General features: G+C 54.0%; 19 protein-coding genes. 13 read left to right on the top strand and 6 right to left on the bottom strand.

Annotation, left to right across the window (positions count from 1 at the left end; translation table 11 throughout):
• The first annotated feature begins 105 nt into the window (after window positions 1–105).
• From ACT9TW_RS21935 to pdxK, 10 genes are all read left to right on the top strand, one after another.
• The gene (locus ACT9TW_RS21935) at window positions 106–531 is read left to right on the top strand and encodes a GNAT family acetyltransferase (RefSeq protein ID WP_014071258.1); all 426 of its coding nucleotides are present in this window, start codon (window positions 106–108) and stop codon (window positions 529–531) included.
• A complete protein-coding gene (locus ACT9TW_RS21930; protein ID WP_315686381.1) occupies window positions 518–967 on the top strand; it encodes a DUF2919 domain-containing protein in 450 nt (149 codons plus the stop codon). Before ACT9TW_RS21935 ends, ACT9TW_RS21930 begins: the two co-directional genes overlap by 14 nt.
• Window positions 968–1,029: 62 nt before the next feature.
• Window positions 1,030–1,605, top strand: coding sequence for an RpoE-regulated lipoprotein (locus tag ACT9TW_RS21925; RefSeq protein ID WP_182061950.1), 576 nt, complete (start codon window positions 1,030–1,032; stop codon window positions 1,603–1,605).
• Between the two features lie 92 nt (window positions 1,606–1,697).
• Window positions 1,698–2,597: a Dyp-type peroxidase gene (locus tag ACT9TW_RS21920; RefSeq protein WP_446493684.1), complete on the top strand. Its 900-nt coding sequence runs from the start codon at window positions 1,698–1,700 to the stop codon at window positions 2,595–2,597.
• Between the two features lie 154 nt (window positions 2,598–2,751).
• Window positions 2,752–3,765: a sulfate ABC transporter substrate-binding protein gene (locus ACT9TW_RS21915; protein WP_166716527.1), complete on the top strand. Its 1,014-nt coding sequence runs from the start codon at window positions 2,752–2,754 to the stop codon at window positions 3,763–3,765.
• Complete coding sequence (cysT, locus tag ACT9TW_RS21910) at window positions 3,765–4,598, top strand: sulfate/thiosulfate ABC transporter permease CysT (RefSeq protein ID WP_436353675.1); 834 nt, start codon at window positions 3,765–3,767, stop codon at window positions 4,596–4,598. The genes ACT9TW_RS21915 and cysT overlap by 1 nt, the downstream gene beginning before the upstream one ends.
• A complete protein-coding gene (cysW, locus tag ACT9TW_RS21905) occupies window positions 4,598–5,473 on the top strand; it encodes a sulfate/thiosulfate ABC transporter permease CysW (RefSeq protein WP_014071252.1) in 876 nt (291 codons plus the stop codon). The genes cysT and cysW overlap by 1 nt, the downstream gene beginning before the upstream one ends.
• Entirely contained in the window at window positions 5,463–6,557 is a 1,095-nt protein-coding gene (gene cysA / locus ACT9TW_RS21900; RefSeq protein WP_446493683.1) for a sulfate/thiosulfate ABC transporter ATP-binding protein CysA, read from the top strand. Before cysW ends, cysA begins: the two co-directional genes overlap by 11 nt.
• A 115-nt stretch (window positions 6,558–6,672) precedes the next feature.
• Window positions 6,673–7,584: a cysteine synthase CysM gene (gene cysM, locus ACT9TW_RS21895; protein ID WP_446493682.1), complete on the top strand. Its 912-nt coding sequence runs from the start codon at window positions 6,673–6,675 to the stop codon at window positions 7,582–7,584.
• Between the two features lie 5 nt (window positions 7,585–7,589).
• The gene (gene pdxK / locus ACT9TW_RS21890) at window positions 7,590–8,426 is read left to right on the top strand and encodes a pyridoxine/pyridoxal/pyridoxamine kinase (RefSeq protein WP_446493681.1); all 837 of its coding nucleotides are present in this window, start codon (window positions 7,590–7,592) and stop codon (window positions 8,424–8,426) included.
• 44 nt (window positions 8,427–8,470) lie between these two features.
• Here pdxK and crr read toward each other — a convergent pair whose 3' ends face one another.
• The 5 genes from crr to cysZ all read right to left on the bottom strand — a co-directional run bounded on the left by crr (window position 8,471) and on the right by cysZ (window position 13,264).
• On the bottom strand, window positions 8,471–8,980 hold the full coding sequence (gene crr / locus ACT9TW_RS21885) for a PTS glucose transporter subunit IIA (protein ID WP_003861316.1): 510 nt from the start codon (window positions 8,978–8,980) through the stop codon (window positions 8,471–8,473).
• Between the two features lie 40 nt (window positions 8,981–9,020).
• Window positions 9,021–10,748 (bottom strand): phosphoenolpyruvate-protein phosphotransferase PtsI, encoded by a 1,728-nt coding sequence (gene ptsI, locus ACT9TW_RS21880; protein WP_182061942.1) that lies wholly within the window; start codon window positions 10,746–10,748, stop codon window positions 9,021–9,023.
• A gap of 44 nt (window positions 10,749–10,792) precedes the next feature.
• A complete protein-coding gene (gene ptsH / locus ACT9TW_RS21875) occupies window positions 10,793–11,050 on the bottom strand; it encodes a phosphocarrier protein Hpr (RefSeq protein WP_000487600.1) in 258 nt (85 codons plus the stop codon).
• 317 nt (window positions 11,051–11,367) lie between these two features.
• The gene (gene cysK, locus ACT9TW_RS21870; RefSeq protein ID WP_182061941.1) at window positions 11,368–12,339 is read right to left on the bottom strand and encodes a cysteine synthase A; all 972 of its coding nucleotides are present in this window, start codon (window positions 12,337–12,339) and stop codon (window positions 11,368–11,370) included.
• Between the two features lie 163 nt (window positions 12,340–12,502).
• Entirely contained in the window at window positions 12,503–13,264 is a 762-nt protein-coding gene (cysZ, locus tag ACT9TW_RS21865; RefSeq protein WP_446493680.1) for a sulfate transporter CysZ, read from the bottom strand.
• A 230-nt stretch (window positions 13,265–13,494) separates the two neighbouring features.
• Here cysZ and zipA point away from each other — a divergent pair, with 230 nt between their 5' ends.
• The 3 genes from zipA (at window position 13,495) to ACT9TW_RS21850 (ending at window position 16,771) form a co-directional block, all read left to right on the top strand.
• Entirely contained in the window at window positions 13,495–14,469 is a 975-nt protein-coding gene (zipA, locus tag ACT9TW_RS21860) for a cell division protein ZipA (protein ID WP_446493679.1), read from the top strand.
• Between the two features lie 69 nt (window positions 14,470–14,538).
• Window positions 14,539–16,554, top strand: coding sequence for an NAD-dependent DNA ligase LigA (ligA, locus tag ACT9TW_RS21855; protein ID WP_446493678.1), 2,016 nt, complete (start codon window positions 14,539–14,541; stop codon window positions 16,552–16,554).
• Window position 16,555: 1 nt separating this feature from the next.
• Complete coding sequence (locus ACT9TW_RS21850; RefSeq protein WP_014071243.1) at window positions 16,556–16,771, top strand: DUF3820 family protein; 216 nt, start codon at window positions 16,556–16,558, stop codon at window positions 16,769–16,771.
• Here ACT9TW_RS21850 and ACT9TW_RS21845 read toward each other — a convergent pair.
• Entirely contained in the window at window positions 16,768–17,763 is a 996-nt protein-coding gene (locus tag ACT9TW_RS21845; RefSeq protein WP_446493677.1) for a bile acid:sodium symporter family protein, read from the bottom strand. The two genes, ACT9TW_RS21850 and ACT9TW_RS21845, sit on opposite strands and share 4 nt — an antisense overlap.
• Between the last annotated feature and the right edge of the window lie 19 nt (window positions 17,764–17,782).

The raw sequence follows: 17,782 nt of genomic DNA, 5'->3' as shown, positions 1-17,782 counted from the left end.
GAGTGACATTATGCCAAATTTTAGTGGGATTTTCGCCGGTTATTGGCTATTGACGGCGTTCGCGCCATAATCACTGTTTTTAAACCTGAAAAGGCGGTTAATACCATGGAGATACGCGTTTTTCGCCAGGAAGATTTCGAAGAGGTGGTCACCCTTTGGGAGCGCTGCGATTTGTTGCGTCCGTGGAATGATCCGGAAATGGACATTGAACGTAAGGTGAATCACGACGTCAGTCTGTTCCTGGTTGCCGAAGTGAACGGCGAAGTCGTTGGCACGGTGATGGGCGGTTACGACGGTCATCGCGGCTCAGCTTATTATCTGGGCGTGCACCCGGAATACCGCGGTCGCGGTATCGCCAATGCGCTGCTCAATCGCCTGGAAAAGAAATTGATCGCCCGAGGCTGCCCGAAAATTCAGATCATGGTGCGGGAAGATAACGACGTGGTGCTGGGCATGTATGAGCGCCTGGGTTACGAGCATTCTGATGTGCTGAGTTTAGGTAAGCGCCTGATAGAAGATGAAGAGTACTGAGATCCATCCGGCAGACTATGATGCGCAAGGGCGTGTCAGGCTGCCGTTTTTGTTCTGGTGCGTTTTGCTCTTGCAGGCACGCACCTGGGTGTTGTTTGTTATGGCCGCGGCATCACGCGGGCAGGGCGATACGCTGCTGACGCTTTTTTACCCCGATCACGACGCCTTTTGGCTGGGGTTGCTACCGGGCGTGCCGGCGGTCGTGGCGTTTCTGTGCAGTGGGCGACGCCATCTTATCCCGCGAATCTGGCAGGCGCTTCGCTGGCTGCTGATTGTGGCGCAAATTGCGCTGCTGTGCTGGCAGCCTGTACTCTGGCTCTATGGCGAGCCGCTCACCGGGCTGGGGATTGGGTTGCTGGTGGCGGATATCGTGGCGCTGATGTGGCTGTTAACTAACCCCCGTCTTCGCGCCTGTTTTACGCCTGAAAAAGATTAAGCGGCACTTTTTGCCGATGTTGCACTCCAACAAGCGTTGATTTAACAAGTAAGGACGTTTCAATGAAATCGCTGCGTTTACTTTTATGCGCTCTCCCGCTGGCATTAACCGGCTGCTCAACGCTCTCCTCAATTAACTGGTCGGCTGCTTATCCGTGGAACTGGTTTGGTTCTTCAACGGAAGTGACCGAGCAGGGCGTGGGCAAAATCACCGCGTCGACGGCGCTGGATCAGGACGCTATTCAGTCTGCGCTGAGTAGTGACTATCGCTTGCGTAGCGGTATGAAAACGGAAAATGGCACCATCGTGCATTATTTCGAAGCGCTGAAAGGCGACACGCTGGCGCTGGTGATTAACGGCGATAAAGGTACGGTAAACCGGGTTGCGGTAATGGACGAAGATATCCCGACCACAAGCGGTGTAAAAGTGGGCACACCATTTAGCGCGCTCTACAAACAGGCCTTCGGCAACTGCACCAGCGTGCCATCCGACGACAGCGTGGCGGTGGAGTGTAAAGCAGAAGGCAGCGAGCACATCAGTTACCTCTTTACCGGCACCTGGAGCGGCCCGGAAGGGTTAATGCCGTCAGACGATACGCTGAAAAACTGGAAAGTGAGCAAAATTATCTGGAAGCAGTAATTTGCGTCTGAACAAACCGACTCGCTGAAATCCAGGTATAATACCCGCCATGAATGCCACGTTGTCGTGGCATCTTTATTTCAGGAGGAGCGATGTCTCAGGTTCAGAGTGGCATTTTGCCAGAACATTGCCGCGCGGCGATTTGGATTGAAGCCAATGTAAAAGGGGATGTGGATGCCCTGCGTGCAGCCAGCAAAGTATTCGTCGATAAACTGGCCTCCTTCCAGGCCAAATTTCCTGACGCCCACCTGGGTGCCGTTGTTGCTTTCGGTAATAACGTCTGGCGTCAGCTGAGCGGCGGCGAAGGGGCTGAAGAGCTGAAAGACTTTATCCCTTACGGTAAAGGTCTTGCGCCAGCGACCCAGTACGATGTGCTGATTCATATTCTCTCTTTACGTCATGACGTGAACTTCTCTGTTGCGCAGGCGGCGGTAGCAGCGTTTGGCGACAGCATCGACGTGCAGGAAGAAGTGCACGGTTTCCGTTGGGTCGAAGAGCGCGATCTGAGCGGCTTTGTCGACGGTACTGAAAACCCGGCGGGTGAAGAAACGCGCCGCGAAGTGGCGGTGATCAAAGACGGTGTGGACGCAGGCGGCAGCTATGTGTTCGTGCAGCGCTGGGAGCACAACCTCAACCAGCTTAACCGCATGAGCGTGCACGACCAGGAGATGATGATCGGTCGTACCAAAGAAGCCAACGAAGAGATTGACGGCGACGACCGTCCGGTTACGTCTCACCTGACTCGTGTTGACCTGAAAGAAGACGGTAAAGGCCTGAAAATTGTTCGCCAGAGCCTGCCGTATGGCACAGCGAGCGGCACGCATGGCCTGTACTTCTGCGCGTACTGCGCGCGTTTGTACAATATCGAACAGCAACTACTGAGCATGTTTGGTGATACCGACGGCAAGCGCGATGCGATGCTGCGTTTCACCAAACCGGTGACCGGCGGCTATTACTTCGCTCCGTCCGTGGAGCGTCTGCTGGCGCTGTAATTGCCTTTCTCCCTCTCCCGCCGGGAGAGGGGATTTCCCCTTATTCTCTTTTCTGCTTGTAAATCACCAAACGGTATATAAAACCGTTACTCCTTTCGTACTCGTTATAAATATTATGACCATTAGATAGTCATCACATTTATAAGGGTGCTCAATGGCCGTTACTGTACTGAAAAAAGGATCTCTGGCGCTGGCAGGTTTACTGCTGGTGGCACAGGCGCAGGCAACTGAGCTGTTGAACAGTTCTTATGATGTGTCTCGCGAGCTGTTTGCCGCCCTGAACCCACCGTTTGAACAGCAGTGGGCGAAAGAGAACAACGGCGACAAGCTGACCATCAAACAATCTCATGCGGGCTCGTCCAAACAGGCGCTGGCGATCCTTCAGGGCCTGAAAGCGGATGTGGTGACCTATAACCAGGTGACGGACGTGCAGATCCTGCATGATAAAGGCAAGCTGCTCCCGGCGGACTGGCAGAGCCGCCTGCCGAATAACAGCTCCCCGTTTTACTCCACCATGGGTTTCCTGGTGCGTAAGGGCAACCCGAAAAATATCCACGACTGGAACGACCTGGTGCGTTCTGACGTAAAACTGATTTTCCCGAATCCGAAAACCTCCGGCAACGCGCGTTATACCTATCTGGCGGCGTGGGGCGCAGCGGACAAAGCTGACGGTAATGATAAAGCCAAAACCGAGCAGTTCATGACCCAGTTCCTGAAAAACGTCGAAGTGTTTGATACCGGCGGTCGCGGCGCGACCACCACCTTCGCGGAACGCGGTCTGGGCGATGTGCTGATCAGCTTTGAATCGGAAGTGAACAACATCCGTAAACAGTACGAAGCGCAGGGCTTTGAAGTTGTTATCCCGAAAACCAACATCCTGGCCGAGTTCCCGGTAGCGTGGGTGGATAAAAACGTTGCAGCCAACGGTACAGAGAAAGCGGCGAAAGCCTACCTCAACTATCTGTACAGCCCGCAGGCGCAGACTGTTATTACTGATTACTACTACCGTGTGAATAACCCAGAAGTGATGAACAAACTGAAGGACAAATTCCCGCAGACCGAGCTGTTCCGCGTGGAAGACCATTTCGGCTCCTGGCCTGATGTGATGAAAACACATTTTGCCAGTGGCGGTGAGTTAGACAAGTTGCTGGCGGCGGGGCGTAAGTAATGTTTGCAGTTTCTTCCAGACGTGTGCTGCCGGGCTTTACCTTAAGCCTCGGGACCAGCCTGCTGTTCGTCTGTCTGATTTTGTTGTTGCCGCTGAGTGCGCTGGTGATGCAGCTTGCGCAGATGAGCTGGTCGCAGTACTGGGAAGTGGTCACCAACCCTCAGGTGGTGGCCGCCTACAAAGTGACGCTGCTGTCGGCGTTTGTGGCCTCGATTTTCAACGGCGTGTTCGGCCTGCTGATGGCGTGGATTTTGACCCGCTACCGTTTCCCGGGCCGTACGTTGCTCGATGCGTTAATGGATTTGCCCTTTGCCCTGCCGACGGCGGTAGCCGGTTTAACCCTGGCGTCGCTCTTTTCCGTGAACGGTTTTTACGGCGAATGGCTGGCGAAGTTTGATATCAAAGTGACCTACACCTGGCTGGGTATTGCCGTGGCGATGGCCTTTACCAGCATTCCGTTTGTGGTGCGTACCGTTCAACCAGTGCTGGAAGAGTTAGGCCCTGAATACGAAGAAGCGGCAGAAACGCTGGGCGCCACGCGTCTGCAAAGCTTCCGCAAAGTGGTATTGCCAGAGCTGTCTCCGGCACTGCTGGCGGGTGTGGCGCTGTCGTTCACCCGTAGTCTCGGTGAGTTCGGCGCGGTTATCTTCATCGCAGGGAACATCGCGTGGAAAACAGAAGTGACCTCGCTGATGATTTTTGTGCGTTTGCAGGAGTTTGATTACCCGGCAGCCAGCGCTATCGCGTCGGTGATCCTGGCCGCATCGCTGCTGCTGCTGTTCTCGATTAACACTCTGCAAAGTCGCTTTGGTCGACGTGTGGTAGGTCACTGATGGCGGAAGTTACTCAATTGAAGCGTTACGACGCGCCCCGTATTAACTGGGGTAAATGGTTTCTGATCGGGACGGGCGTGCTGGTTTCTGCGTTCATTCTGGTTGTGCCGATGGTGTATATCTTTGTGCAGGCGTTCAGCAAAGGGCTGATGCCGGCGCTGGAAAACCTTGCCAACCCGGACATGTTGCACGCCATCTGGCTGACCGTGCTGATTGCGCTTATTACCGTGCCGGTCAACCTGGTGTTCGGTACGCTGCTGGCCTGGCTGGTGACGCGCTTTAACTTCCCGGGCCGTCAGCTGCTGCTGACCCTTCTGGATATCCCGTTTGCAGTATCACCTGTGGTGGCCGGTCTGGTTTATCTGCTGTTTTACGGCTCCAATGGCCCGCTGGGTGGCTGGCTTGATGAACACAACCTGCAAGTCATGTTTGCCTGGCCTGGCATGGTGCTGGTGACGGTGTTTGTGACCTGTCCGTTTGTGGTGCGAGAGCTGGTGCCGGTAATGTTAAGCCAGGGCAGCAATGAAGACGAAGCGGCGGTACTGTTGGGCGCATCTGGCTGGCAGATGTTCCGCCGCGTGACGCTGCCAAACATCCGCTGGGCGCTGCTTTACGGCGTGGTCCTGACCAATGCCCGTGCGATTGGCGAGTTTGGCGCGGTGTCGGTGGTATCCGGCTCGATCCGCGGAGAAACCCTGTCGCTGCCGTTACAGATTGAATTACTGGAACAGGACTACAACACCGTCGGTTCCTTTACCGCCGCAGCATTACTGACGCTGATGGCTATTTTGACCCTGTTTTTGAAGAGTGTGGTGCAGTGGCGTTTAGAGAATCAGGAAAAACGTCAGCATCAGGAGGGAAATCATGAGCATTGAGATTGCCAATATTAAGAAGTCTTTTGGTCGCACCCAGGTGCTGAATGATATCTCGCTGGATATCCCTTCCGGACAAATGGTGGCGCTGCTGGGGCCGTCTGGTTCCGGTAAAACCACATTGCTGCGTATTATCGCCGGGCTTGAGCATCAGTCCAGCGGGCACATCCGTTTCCACGGCACAGACGTGAGCCGTCTTCATGCCCGCGACCGTAAGGTTGGCTTTGTGTTCCAGCATTACGCGCTGTTCCGCCATATGACGGTGTTCGATAACATCGCTTTCGGTCTGACTGTGTTGCCGCGTCGTGAACGCCCGGATGCCGCCACCATTAAGGCGAAAGTCACCAAACTGCTGGAGATGGTGCAGCTTGCCCACCTGGCAGACCGCTTCCCGGCTCAGCTGTCTGGCGGGCAGAAGCAGCGTGTCGCGTTGGCGCGTGCATTAGCTGTTGAACCGCAAATTCTGCTGCTGGATGAACCCTTCGGCGCGCTGGATGCGCAAGTGCGTAAAGAGCTGCGTCGCTGGCTGCGTCAGCTGCATGAAGAGCTGAAGTTCACCAGCGTCTTCGTGACCCACGACCAGGAAGAGGCGATGGAAGTGGCCGACCGCGTGGTGGTGATGAGCCAGGGGAACATTGAGCAGGTTGATGAGCCAGAACAGCTCTGGCGTGAACCGGCGACCCGTTTTGTGCTGGAATTTATGGGCGAAGTGAACCGCTTACAGGGCACCATTCGCGGGGGACAATTCCATGTGGGTGCGCACCGTTGGCCTCTGGGCTATACCTCTGCGCATCAGGGGCCGGTCGATCTGTTCCTGCGCCCGTGGGAAGTGGATGTGAGCCGTCGCACCAGTCTCGACTCACCGCTGCCGGTGCAGGTTCTGGAAGCTAGCCCTAAAGGTCACTACACCCAATTGGTAGTACAGCCACTGGGCTGGTACACCGAACCTCTGACTGTGGTTATGCGTGATGAAGAGCCGCCGTTCCGGGGCGAGCGTCTGTTTGTTGGCTTGCAACATGCGCGGATTTACCACGGTAATGAGCGTATTGAAACGCGCGAGGATATTGCTCTGGCGGAGTCAGCCTGATAGGTTAAGGTCACGTAGTTTTGCCGGGTGGCGCTGCGCTTACCCGGCCTACAATCATGCTCTCTGTAGGCCCGGTAAGCGAAAGCGCCACCGGGCTTTTTATTGGGCAACGAGCATGAGTACATTAGAACACACCATCGGCAATACTCCTCTGGTCAAACTTCAGCGCATGGGGCCGGACAACGGCAGCGAAATCTGGGTCAAACTCGAAGGCAATAACCCGGCGGGCTCTGTCAAGGACAGAGCGGCATTGTCGATGATTGTCCAGGCGGAAAAACGCGGCGAGATTAAGCCCGGTGACGTGCTGATTGAAGCGACCAGCGGCAACACGGGGATCGCACTGGCGATGATCGCCGCGCTGAAAGGCTATCGCATGAAGCTGCTGATGCCGGACAACATGAGCCAGGAGCGCCGGGCCGCCATGCGAGCCTATGGCGCGGAGCTGATTCTGGTGACCAAAGAGCAGGGGATGGAAGGGGCGCGTGACTTAGCGCTGGAGATGGCCGAACGCGGCGAAGGAAAGCTGCTCGATCAATTCAATAACCCGGATAACCCGTACGCACACTACACCACCACCGGCCCGGAAATCTGGCAGCAAACCGACGGGCGCATCAGCCATTTTGTCTCGAGCATGGGGACTACAGGCACCATTACGGGGGTTTCCCGTTTTCTGCGTGAGCAGGCTAAACCCGTTACCATTGTTGGCCTGCAGCCGGAAGAGGGGAGCAGTATTCCCGGTATTCGCCGCTGGCCTGCTGAATACATGCCGGGGATTTTTAACGCGCAGCTTGTGGATCAGGTACTGGATATTCACCAGCGCGAGGCGGAAAATACCATGCGCGAGCTGGCTGTCCGTGAAGGTATCTTCTGCGGTGTCAGTTCAGGTGGCGCGGTAGCGGGCGCGATCCGGGTTGCACAGGCAAATCCGGGTGCAGTAGTGGTGGCGATTATCTGCGATCGCGGAGATCGTTATCTGTCTACCGGTGTCTTTGGTGAAGAGAGTTATTCGCAGGGGTCGGGGATTTAAGCATCATGGAGATGGTTTTATTTCGGGACACATCCCGGGCGCAGCAAACCGATATTGTCGCGGTGCAGTCACAGGTAGTGTACGGCAGCGTGGGTAACAGCATTGCGGTGCCGAACATCAGAACGCATCAGCTAAACGTCACCGCTATACCGACGGTCCTGTTCAGCAACACGCCGCACTACGATACCTTCTACGGCGGAGTGATCCCCGACGAGTGGTTTAGCGGCTATCTTAAAGCGCTGGAAGAGCGTGACATCCTGCGCGAGTTAAAAGCGGTTACCACCGGTTATATGGGCAGCGCCAGCCAGATTGCATTGCTGGCCCAGTGGCTCAACGCCATTAAGGTGCAGCATCCTGATTTACTGGTGTTGGTCGATCCTGTGATTGGCGATACAGATAGCGGTATCTATGTTAAGCCCGACATTCCAGACGCCTATCGTCAGCATTTGCTGCCGCTGGCGCAGGGGATCACGCCAAACGTGTTTGAGCTTGAAATCTTAAGCGGTAAACCGTGCCGGACGCCTGAAAGCGCCATTGAGGCTGCGCAGGGGCTGTTGTCAGAGACCCTGAAATGGGTGGCTATCACCAGCGCCCCGGTGGCTGGCGATCCTGAAAACATTCATGTTGTACTGGTGACCAAAGAGAGCGTAACGGTAAGCGCGCACCCGCGCGTAGAGACCGATTTAAAAGGGACAGGGGATCTGTTCTGCTCTGAGCTGGTGAGCGGTATTGTCGAGGGCAAAACGGTGGCGGATGCGATTCGCCGTGCAGGCGATCGCGTCACGGACGTGATGACCTGGACGCAGTCGAAAGGGTACGACGAGCTTATCTTACCTGCATAAACAAAAATGGCGCCCGAAGGCGCCATTTTTCTGTGCGGCAAGAATTACTTCTTGATGCGGATAACCGGAGTTTCACCCACGGTAACGCTGCCAGACAGTTTGATCAGTTCTTTGATTTCGTCCATGTTGGAGATAACAACCGGAGTCAGGGTAGACTTGGCTTTCTCTTCCAGCAGAGGCAGATCGAATTCAATGACCGGGTCGCCAACTTTAACGCGCTGGCCTTCTTCCGCGATACGTTTGAAGCCTTCGCCTTTCAGTTCAACGGTGTCGATACCGAAATGAACGAACAGTTCGATACCGCTATCAGATTCGATAGAGAACGCATGGTTGGTTTCAAAAATTTTACCGATGGTGCCGTCAACTGGAGCAACCATTTTGTTGCCAGTTGGTTTGATAGCAATGCCATCACCAACGATTTTCTCAGCAAACACTACATCCGGCACGTCTTCGATGTTGACGATCTCGCCGGAGAGCGGAGCAACAATCTCAATAGTTCCGGAGTCTTTCTTATCATCAGAAACCAGAGATTTCAGTTTATCGAACAAACCCATGATCTTCTCCTAAGCAGTAAATTGGGCCGCATCTCGTGGATTAGCAGATTGTTTTTTCTTCAATGAACTTGTTAACCAGCGTCATTAACTCGTCCGTTGTCGGTTGAGCAAGAGCTTGCTCTGCTAATACCTTCGCATCTTCGAAGTTCGTGTTACGGATAATCTTCTTAATGCGTGGGATGGAAATGGCGCTCATAGAGAATTCGTCCAGACCCATACCCAGCAACAGAAGTGTAGCACGTTCGTCGCCTGCAAGCTCACCACACATGCCAGTCCATTTACCTTCTGCATGAGAAGCATCAATAACTTGCTTAATAAGCGTCAGTACGGACGGTGACATTGGCTGGTAGAGATGTGAAATCATATCATTACCACGGTCAACTGCCAGGGTGTACTGCGTTAAATCATTGGTTCCGATACTAAAGAAATCAACTTCTTTGGCTAAATGACGCGCAATGGTCGCCGCAGCAGGTGTTTCCACCATCACGCCAACTTCGATGGTTTCATCAAAGGCTTTACCTTCGTCACGCAGTTCCTGTTTGTAGATTTCGATCTCTTTCTTCAGTGCACGCACTTCTTCAACAGAGATGATCATCGGGAACATGATGCGCAGTTTACCGAAAGCGGAAGCACGCAGGATAGCGCGAACCTGGTCACGCAGGATCTCTTTGCGATCCATGGCGATACGCACTGCACGCCAGCCCAGGAACGGGTTCTCTTCTTTCGGGAAGTTCATGTACGGCAGTTCTTTGTCGCCACCGATATCCATAGTACGGACGATAACTGCCTGAGAGCCACAGGCTTCAGCAACAGCTTTGTACGCAGCAAACTGCTCTTCTTCAGTTGGCAGCGCGTCGCGGTCCATGAACAGGAATTCAGTACGATACAGACCTACACCTTCCGCACCGTTGCGCTCAGCGCCGTCAACGTCACGTACGGTACCGATGTTTGCGCACACTTCTACCTGATGGCCGTCCAGCGTAATGGCTGGCAGGTCTTTCAGTTTAGCGAGTTCCGCTTTCTCGGTGGCAACCTGCTCCTGAACGGCACGCAGTTGCTCGATCTCTTCGTTAGTTGGGTTGACATAAACCAGGTTGTTTACGGCATCCAGAATCAGATAGTCGTCGTTTTTCACCTGCGCAGTGACGCTACCGGTGCCCACGATGGCTGGCAGTTCCAGAGAACGCGCCATGATAGAGGTGTGGGAGGTACGTCCGCCTGCGTCAGTGATGAAACCCAGCACCTTTTTCAGGTTCAGCTGTGCGGTTTCAGACGGCGTCAGGTCAGCGGCAACCAGGATAACTTCGTCCTGAATGGAGCTCAGATCGATGATGGCCAGACCCAGGATGTTGCGCAGCAGGCGCTTACCGATGTCACGTACGTCAGCCGCACGTTCTTTCAGGTATTCGTCATCCAGTTCTTCCAGGGCAGTCGCCTGACCTTCGATAACTTCATGTGCAGCCGCATCGGCCGTCATGCCTTTATCTTTAATCAGGGCTATGATTTCCTGCTCCAGCTCCTCATCTTCGAGCAACATGATGTGCCCTTCGAAGATGGCTTCTTTTTCTTCACCGAAAGTTTCGCCAGCTTTAGTTTTGATCGCTTCCAGTTGCGAAGATGCCTTGGCACGACCGCTCAGAAAACGTTCAACTTCCTGATCAACCTTGTCGGCAGAAATTTTTTTCCGGTCAATGACGATTTCGTCTTCTTTCAGCAGCAGTGCTTTGCCGAAAGCGATACCCGGGGATGCTAAAATGCCTGAAATCATAACCCTACCTTACTTGTGACTGATATTGAAAAGAACCCGGAAACTTACTCGAGCTCAGCCATCAGTTTTACCAGATGCTCAACTGCTTTCTGCTCGTCTTCACCTTCCGCAGAGATGGTGACTACGGTACCTTGAGTCAGGCCCAGAGTTTGCAGTTTGAACAGGCTTTTTGCGCTAGCGCTTTTGCCGTTGGAAGTCACAGTGATTTCAGAAGTGAAGCCTTTCGCTTCTTTAACAAACTGAGCAGCAGGGCGGGTGTGCAGACCGTTCGGAGCGGTAATGGTAACTTCTTGCTGGAACATTGTATTTCCCCAACTTATAGGTTTAGTGTTGTGGAACTAAAGTCTAGCCTGGCGACTGAACTTTAGCCTGTATTGTTAGCGCTGACGTTTCGATCGTCATTAAACATTATGCAGTGAAAGCAAGACTTGAACCAAATCATAAAATCGATTCAGCAAGGCTATTTCGTTCACCGATTAATTTCACGCATCAAAATAATTGCTGGTTTAAATACCAGACCCAACGAGGTGAATCAATGCCAGGAGGGGTAAAAGTTTGAAGCAGGCCACAAAAAAGCACCCAGAAAGGTGCTTTTTTACGCGTTTTTAACATGCTGGCATTACTGTTGCAGCTCTTTCTCAGTGAAGAGATCGGCAAACAGTGCAGTGCTTAAGTAACGCTCACCTGAGGAAGGAAGGATAACCACAATATTCTTATTGGTAAAGGTTTCATCTTCCAGAAGTTTGAGTGCAGCTGCAACAGCGGCACCGGAAGAGATACCAGCCAGAATACCTTCTTCATCCATCAGACGACGGGCGGTAGAGATGGCTTCGTCGTTGGTAATGGCAACAACCTTATCGATCAGCTTCAGATCCAGGTTACCTGGAATAAAGCCTGCACCGATACCCTGAATTTTGTGTGGGCCAGGTTTGAGCTCTTCACCCGCCAGCGCCTGGGCAATAACAGGGGAGTCGGTTGGCTCTACAGCAACGGTAATCAGGTCTTTTTTACCTTTTGTGCCTTTAATGTAGCGACTAACACCGGTCAGCGTACCGCCGGTACCCACGCCAGAGATAAACACATCAACCTGGCCGTCAGTATCTTCCCAGATTTCCGGGCCGGTGGTTTTTTCGTGAATTTCAGGGTTGGCCGGGTTGCTAAACTGCTGAAGCAGCAAATATTTTGCCGGATCGCTTGCGACAATTTCCTCGGCTTTCTGGATGGCGCCTTTCATACCTTTAGCGCCTTCGGTCAGAACCAGGTTTGCGCCCAGCGCTTTCAAAAGCTTGCGACGTTCAATACTCATGGTTTCAGGCATGGTTAGCGTCAGCTTGTAGCCGCGCGCGGCTGCAACGTAGGCCAGAGCAATACCGGTGTTGCCGCTGGTTGGCTCAACCAGTTCAATGCCCGGCTTCAGAACGCCACGTTTTTCAGCATCCCAAATCATGTTTGCACCGATACGGCATTTTACGCTGAAGCTTGGGTTACGGGATTCGACCTTCGCCAGAATGCGTCCATTACCGATACGGTTCAGTCGAACCAGGGGCGTATGACCGATAGTCAGCGAGTTGTCTTCATAAATCTTACTCATGGCCTGTCCTTAACTGTATGAAATTGGGATACCGACCCAGCATACCTGCTGAATAAGTATGGGGAAGTAAGGAATTCGCATATCTATATGCTGATGAGAAATAATGCCATCCAGTATGGAATAAGGGGTGGCATAAGCCACCCCTTGTTTACACATTTTTGCATTACTTCCATAACGCGTGTTTAGCGCGATAGCAGTCCACCCACATCGCCGTTGCGCCACAGACGGCCACCGGCATGATGAACAGGTTGAGAACCGGGATCATGGTAAACAGGCTGGTCAGAGCCCCGAACTGCATGTTCGCAACTTTCTGGGTGCGCAGGGCAGTGCGCATCTCTTTAAATGGCACTTTGTGGTTATCGAACGGGTAATCACAGTACTGGATTGCCAGCATCCAGGCGCTGAACAGGAACCACAGTACCGGGGCCACCGTCTGGCCGATGCCAGGTACAAAATAAAGGATAAGCAGCACAATCGCGCGCGGCAGATACCAGGCCAGTTTCTGCCACTCGCGCTTCATGATGCGCGGAATATCTTTCATGACTCCCAGCACGCCGGTATCTGGCGGTGTGGCACCGGTAAGACGCGCTTCTAATTGTTCTGCCAGCAGGCCATTAAAAGGCGCGGCTATCCAGTTGGCAATTGTCGAGAAGAAGTAGCCAAACACCAGCAGCACCGAGATAACGACAATAGGCCACAGCAGATAGCTTAACCACTGTAGCCAGTCCGGGACGTGGCCCATGATGGCCGGAACCCAGCTTTCCAGCTTCGTGAACAGCCACCAGAACGCGCCGCCCATCAAAATGATGTTGATTAACAGAGGCAAAATCACGAAGCGGCGGATGCCAGGCAGAGAAACGAGTTTCAAGCCCTGAGAAAAATAGTGAACGCCGCTGCGAGGGGCGGATGTTGATGTTGAAACCATGACCAGGCTGTACTCCTTTTTTCACAACCAGTGGAATTGCACGACTATATTATCCAGTTACGGACCAATGACCAGTTCGGAAATGTTCGAAAAAACAGCAAAAAGCACGATTTAACTCATCTTTATGCTGTGAATGCTCTGCACGCACTTGCACTTGACGTCAACGGCAAATACTCTTAGTGAGTAAATGTTTGCCGTGGTGGCAAGGTGTTAGAACAACAGAGAATATAATGATGCAGGATTTGCGTCTGATATTAATCATTGTTGGCGCGATCGCCATAATCGCTTTACTGGTACATGGTTTCTGGACCAGCCGTAAAGAACGTTCTTCTATGTTTCGCGATCGCCCACTGAAGCGCATGAAGTCCAGTCGTGACGAAGATGACGGTGAAGACGACATCGACGATAGCGAAGACGACGGTGTGGGTGAAGTTCGCGTTCATCGGGTCAATACTACTGCGCCCGGCGCAGGCCATGGGGAGCATGAAGCACCTCGCGCCGCGCAGCACCAGTATCAACCGCCGTATGCTTCTGCACAGCCGCGCCAGCACGCGCCGCAGCCTGTGGAAGAGCCGGTACGCCAGCCGCCGCAACAGCCTGTCCATCAGCAGCCTGCAGCACCGCAGCCAGTTCAACAGCAATCTGTGCAACAGCCTCAGCAGCCGGTACATCAACCGCAGCAGCAGTCTGTTCATGTGCAGCCTGCGCCGCAACCCGTGCCAGCACCACACGTTGAGCCTGAACCTGTTGTTGAAGAAGCCCCTGTGGTTGAAAAACCGCAGCGTAAAGAAGCCGTTATCATCATGAACGTGGCCGCGCATCATGGCAGTCACCTGAATGGTGATGTGCTGCTTAACAGCATTCAACAGGCTGGCTTCAAATTTGGCGATATGAATATTTTCCATCGCCACCTGAGCCCGGACGGTAGCGGCCCTGCGCTGTTCAGCCTGGCTAACATGGTGAACCCTGGCACGTTTGACCCGGAAATGACCGGTGATTTCGTGACGCCGGGTGTAACTATCTTTATGCAGGTGCCGGCCTACGGTGACGAACTGCAAAACTTTAAGCTGATGCTCCAGTCTGCTCAGCACATTGCCGACGAAGTGGGTGGTGTGGTGCTTGACGACCAGCGTCGCATGATGACGCCGCAGAAACTGCGCGAGTATCAGGACCGCATCCGCGAAGTTAAGGAAGCCAACGCGTAATTTCTGCGTTAACTTCAACTCTTCCTCAACCCCCGCATGTCGGGGGTTTTTTCTCATTGATGGTGCGATATGGACTCAATCGAACAACAACTGACTCAACTGCGAACCACGCTTCGCCATCATGAATATTTGTATCATGTTATGGACGCACCGGAGATCCCGGATGCGGAGTACGACCGCCTGATGCGCGAGCTGCGTGAACTGGAAGCGCAGCACCCGGACCGCATTACGCCAGATTCCCCCACGCAACGCGTGGGCGCTGAGCCGCTGGGTGCGTTCAGCCAGGTACGCCATGAAGTGCCAATGTTGTCGCTGGATAACGTTTTTGATGAAGAGAGCTTCCTGGCGTTCAACAAGCGCGTGCAGGACAGGCTGAAAAGCAGCGATACCCTGAGCTGGTGCTGTGAGCTGAAGCTTGATGGTCTTGCCGTCAGCATTCTCTATGAAAACGGCTTGCTGGTACGAGCTGCCACCCGTGGCGACGGTACAACCGGTGAGGACATCACCACTAACGTTCGTACCATCCGCGCCATCCCGTTAAAGCTGCGGGGAGAGAACATCCCGGCCCGTCTGGAAGTCCGTGGCGAGGTATTCCTGCCGCAGGCAGGCTTCGAAAAGATCAACGAAGAAGCGCGTCGCACCGGGGGCAAAGTCTTTGCAAACCCGCGTAACGCAGCCGCAGGCTCTCTGCGCCAGCTGGACTCCCGTATCACCGCGAAGCGACCGCTTGCTTTCTTCTGCTATGGCGTGGGAATTCTGGAAGGCGGTGAACTGCCTGATACCCATCTGGGGCGTCTGCTGCAATTCAGGGAGTGGGGATTGCCGGTGAGCAATCGCGTGCAGCTTTGCGACTCCCCCGAGGCGGTGCTGGCGTTTTATCACAAGGTGGAAGAAGACCGCCCAACGCTCGGCTTTGATATCGACGGTGTGGTGATTAAGGTCAACTCACTCGAATTGCAGGAACAGCTCGGTTTCGTGGCCCGTGCGCCGCGCTGGGCTGTGGCCTTCAAATTCCCGGCGCAGGAGCAGATGACCTTTGTCCGCGATGTGGAATTCCAGGTGGGCCGTACCGGGGCGATCACGCCTGTGGCACGTCTTGAGCCGGTCCAGGTTGCCGGGGTGCTGGTCAGTAATGCCACGCTGCATAATGCCGATGAGATTGAGCGTCTGGGTCTGCGTATTGGCGACAAAGTTGTCATCCGCCGCGCGGGTGATGTGATCCCGCAGGTGGTGAACGTTGTCGAATCAGAGCGTCCTGACGATACGCGTGCCATTGAATTTCCAACCCATTGTCCGGTGTGTGGATCGGACGTTGAGCGTGTGGAAGGCGAAGCGGTGACGCGTTGTACCGGCGGATTAATTTGCGGTGCCCAGCGTAAAGAAGCGCTAAAACACTTCGTGTCGCGTCGGGCGATGGATGTTGACGGCATGGGCGATAAAATTATCGATCAGCTGGTCGAGAAAGAGTATGTCCACACCCCGGCGGATCTGTTTAAGCTAACGGCAGGTAAGCTGACCGGCCTTGATCGCATGGGGCCAAAGTCGGCGCAAAATGTGGTGAATGCGCTGGAAACAGCAAAAGAAACCACCTTTGCGCGCTTCCTCTATGCACTGGGCATTCGTGAAGTGGGCGAGGCGACAGCAGCAGGGCTTGCGGCCTACTTCGGTACGCTGGAGGCGCTGGAAAAAGCGACTCTCGACGAACTGCAAAAAGTCCCGGATGTCGGCATTGTGGTTGCCACGCACGTCTTTAACTTCTTTGCCGAAGAGAGCAACCGTGAGGTGATTGGCAAGCTGCTGGAAGAGGGCATTAAATGGCCTGCGCCGGTGGTGGTGAATGCAGAAGAGATAGACAGCCCGTTTGCCGGTAAAACCGTCGTGCTGACCGGGAGCCTGAGCCAGTTATCGCGTGATGATGCCAAAGCGCGTCTGGTGGCGCTGGGGGCAAAAGTGGCGGGTAGCGTGTCGAAGAAAACCGACCTGGTGATTGCCGGAGAAGCGGCGGGCTCGAAGCTTGCCAAAGCCCAGGAGCTAGGCATTGCGGTTATCGACGAAGCGGAAATGCTGCGCCTGTTAGGAGAGTAATGTGGAAAAAGAACAGCTCATTGATATCGCCAACACCGAGATGCCGTTCGGCAAGTACAAAGGCCGCAGGCTGATTGATTTGCCGGAAGAGTATCTGCTGTGGTTTGCCCGTAAGGATCAATTCCCGGCCGGGCGGCTGGGTGAGCTGATGTCCATCACATTACTGATCAAAACCGAGGGGCTGACGCAATTGGTGCAGCCCCTGAAACGCCCTTAAGCTTTCGCGGCGCGGGTCTCTTCCTGCGCCAGCTTTTCTGCCTGTTGCTTGTAGCGACGCGCCAGTACAGCACAAACCATAAGCTGAATCTGATGGAAAATCATCAGCGGCAGCACCATCATCCCAATGACTGATGTCGGGAACAGAATGTTGGCCATCGGGATACCGTTTGCCAGGCTCTTTTTCGAGCCACAGAAGACAATCGTGATTTCATCCGCTTTATTGAAGCCGCATTTGCGGGCGACGACGGTGTTGACGACAATCACAATCGCCAGCAGCACGATGCTGACAACAACGATAAACAGTAACGACCCCACGCCAACCTTATGCCAGATGCCGTTCACAACGGCTTCACTGAATGCGGAATAGACCACCAACAGAATCGAGGTCTGGTCGGTTTTCGAGATCCATTTCTTGTGCTTCGCCACAAACGCGCCAGTCCACGGGCGAGAAAGATGCCCAAGCACAAACGGCAGCAGCAGCTGCAAGCAGATTTTACCCACTTGTTCCAGGTTACCTTCCGCACCGTGCATATTCATCAGCAGACCAACCAGCAGTGGGGAGACAAAAATCCCCAGCAGGCTTGATGCAGAGGCAGAGCAAACGGCCGCGGCGACGTTGCCGCCAGCAAGCGAGGTAAACGCAATGGCAGACTGAACAGTCGCGGGAAGAATGCACAGATACAGGAAACCGGTATACAGCGCAGGATCGACATTCACAGGTGCCCACCAGGCAAACAGCACGCCAAGGATCGGGAACAGAATGAAGGTGCTGCACATCACCCACAGGTGAAGCCGCCAGTGGCTACCGCCGGCGATAATGGCTTCACGGGACAGCTTGGCTCCATGCATAAAGAACAGCAGGGCGATAGCTGCGGTCGTTAAACCTTCAAAGAAAGGGACGAAGCCGCCGCGTGCCGGGAAAAAAGAGGCCAGTAAGACGGTGACGATAAGGGTAAGCGTAAACGGATCAAGGATACGAAAGAGTTTCATAATGACTCCTGAAAACAGA

It is taken from the genome of Enterobacter sp. C4G1 (assembly GCF_052886895.1).
The sequence above is the reverse complement of the archived record's forward strand: the minus strand, read 5'-3'. Positions and strand labels throughout refer to the sequence as shown.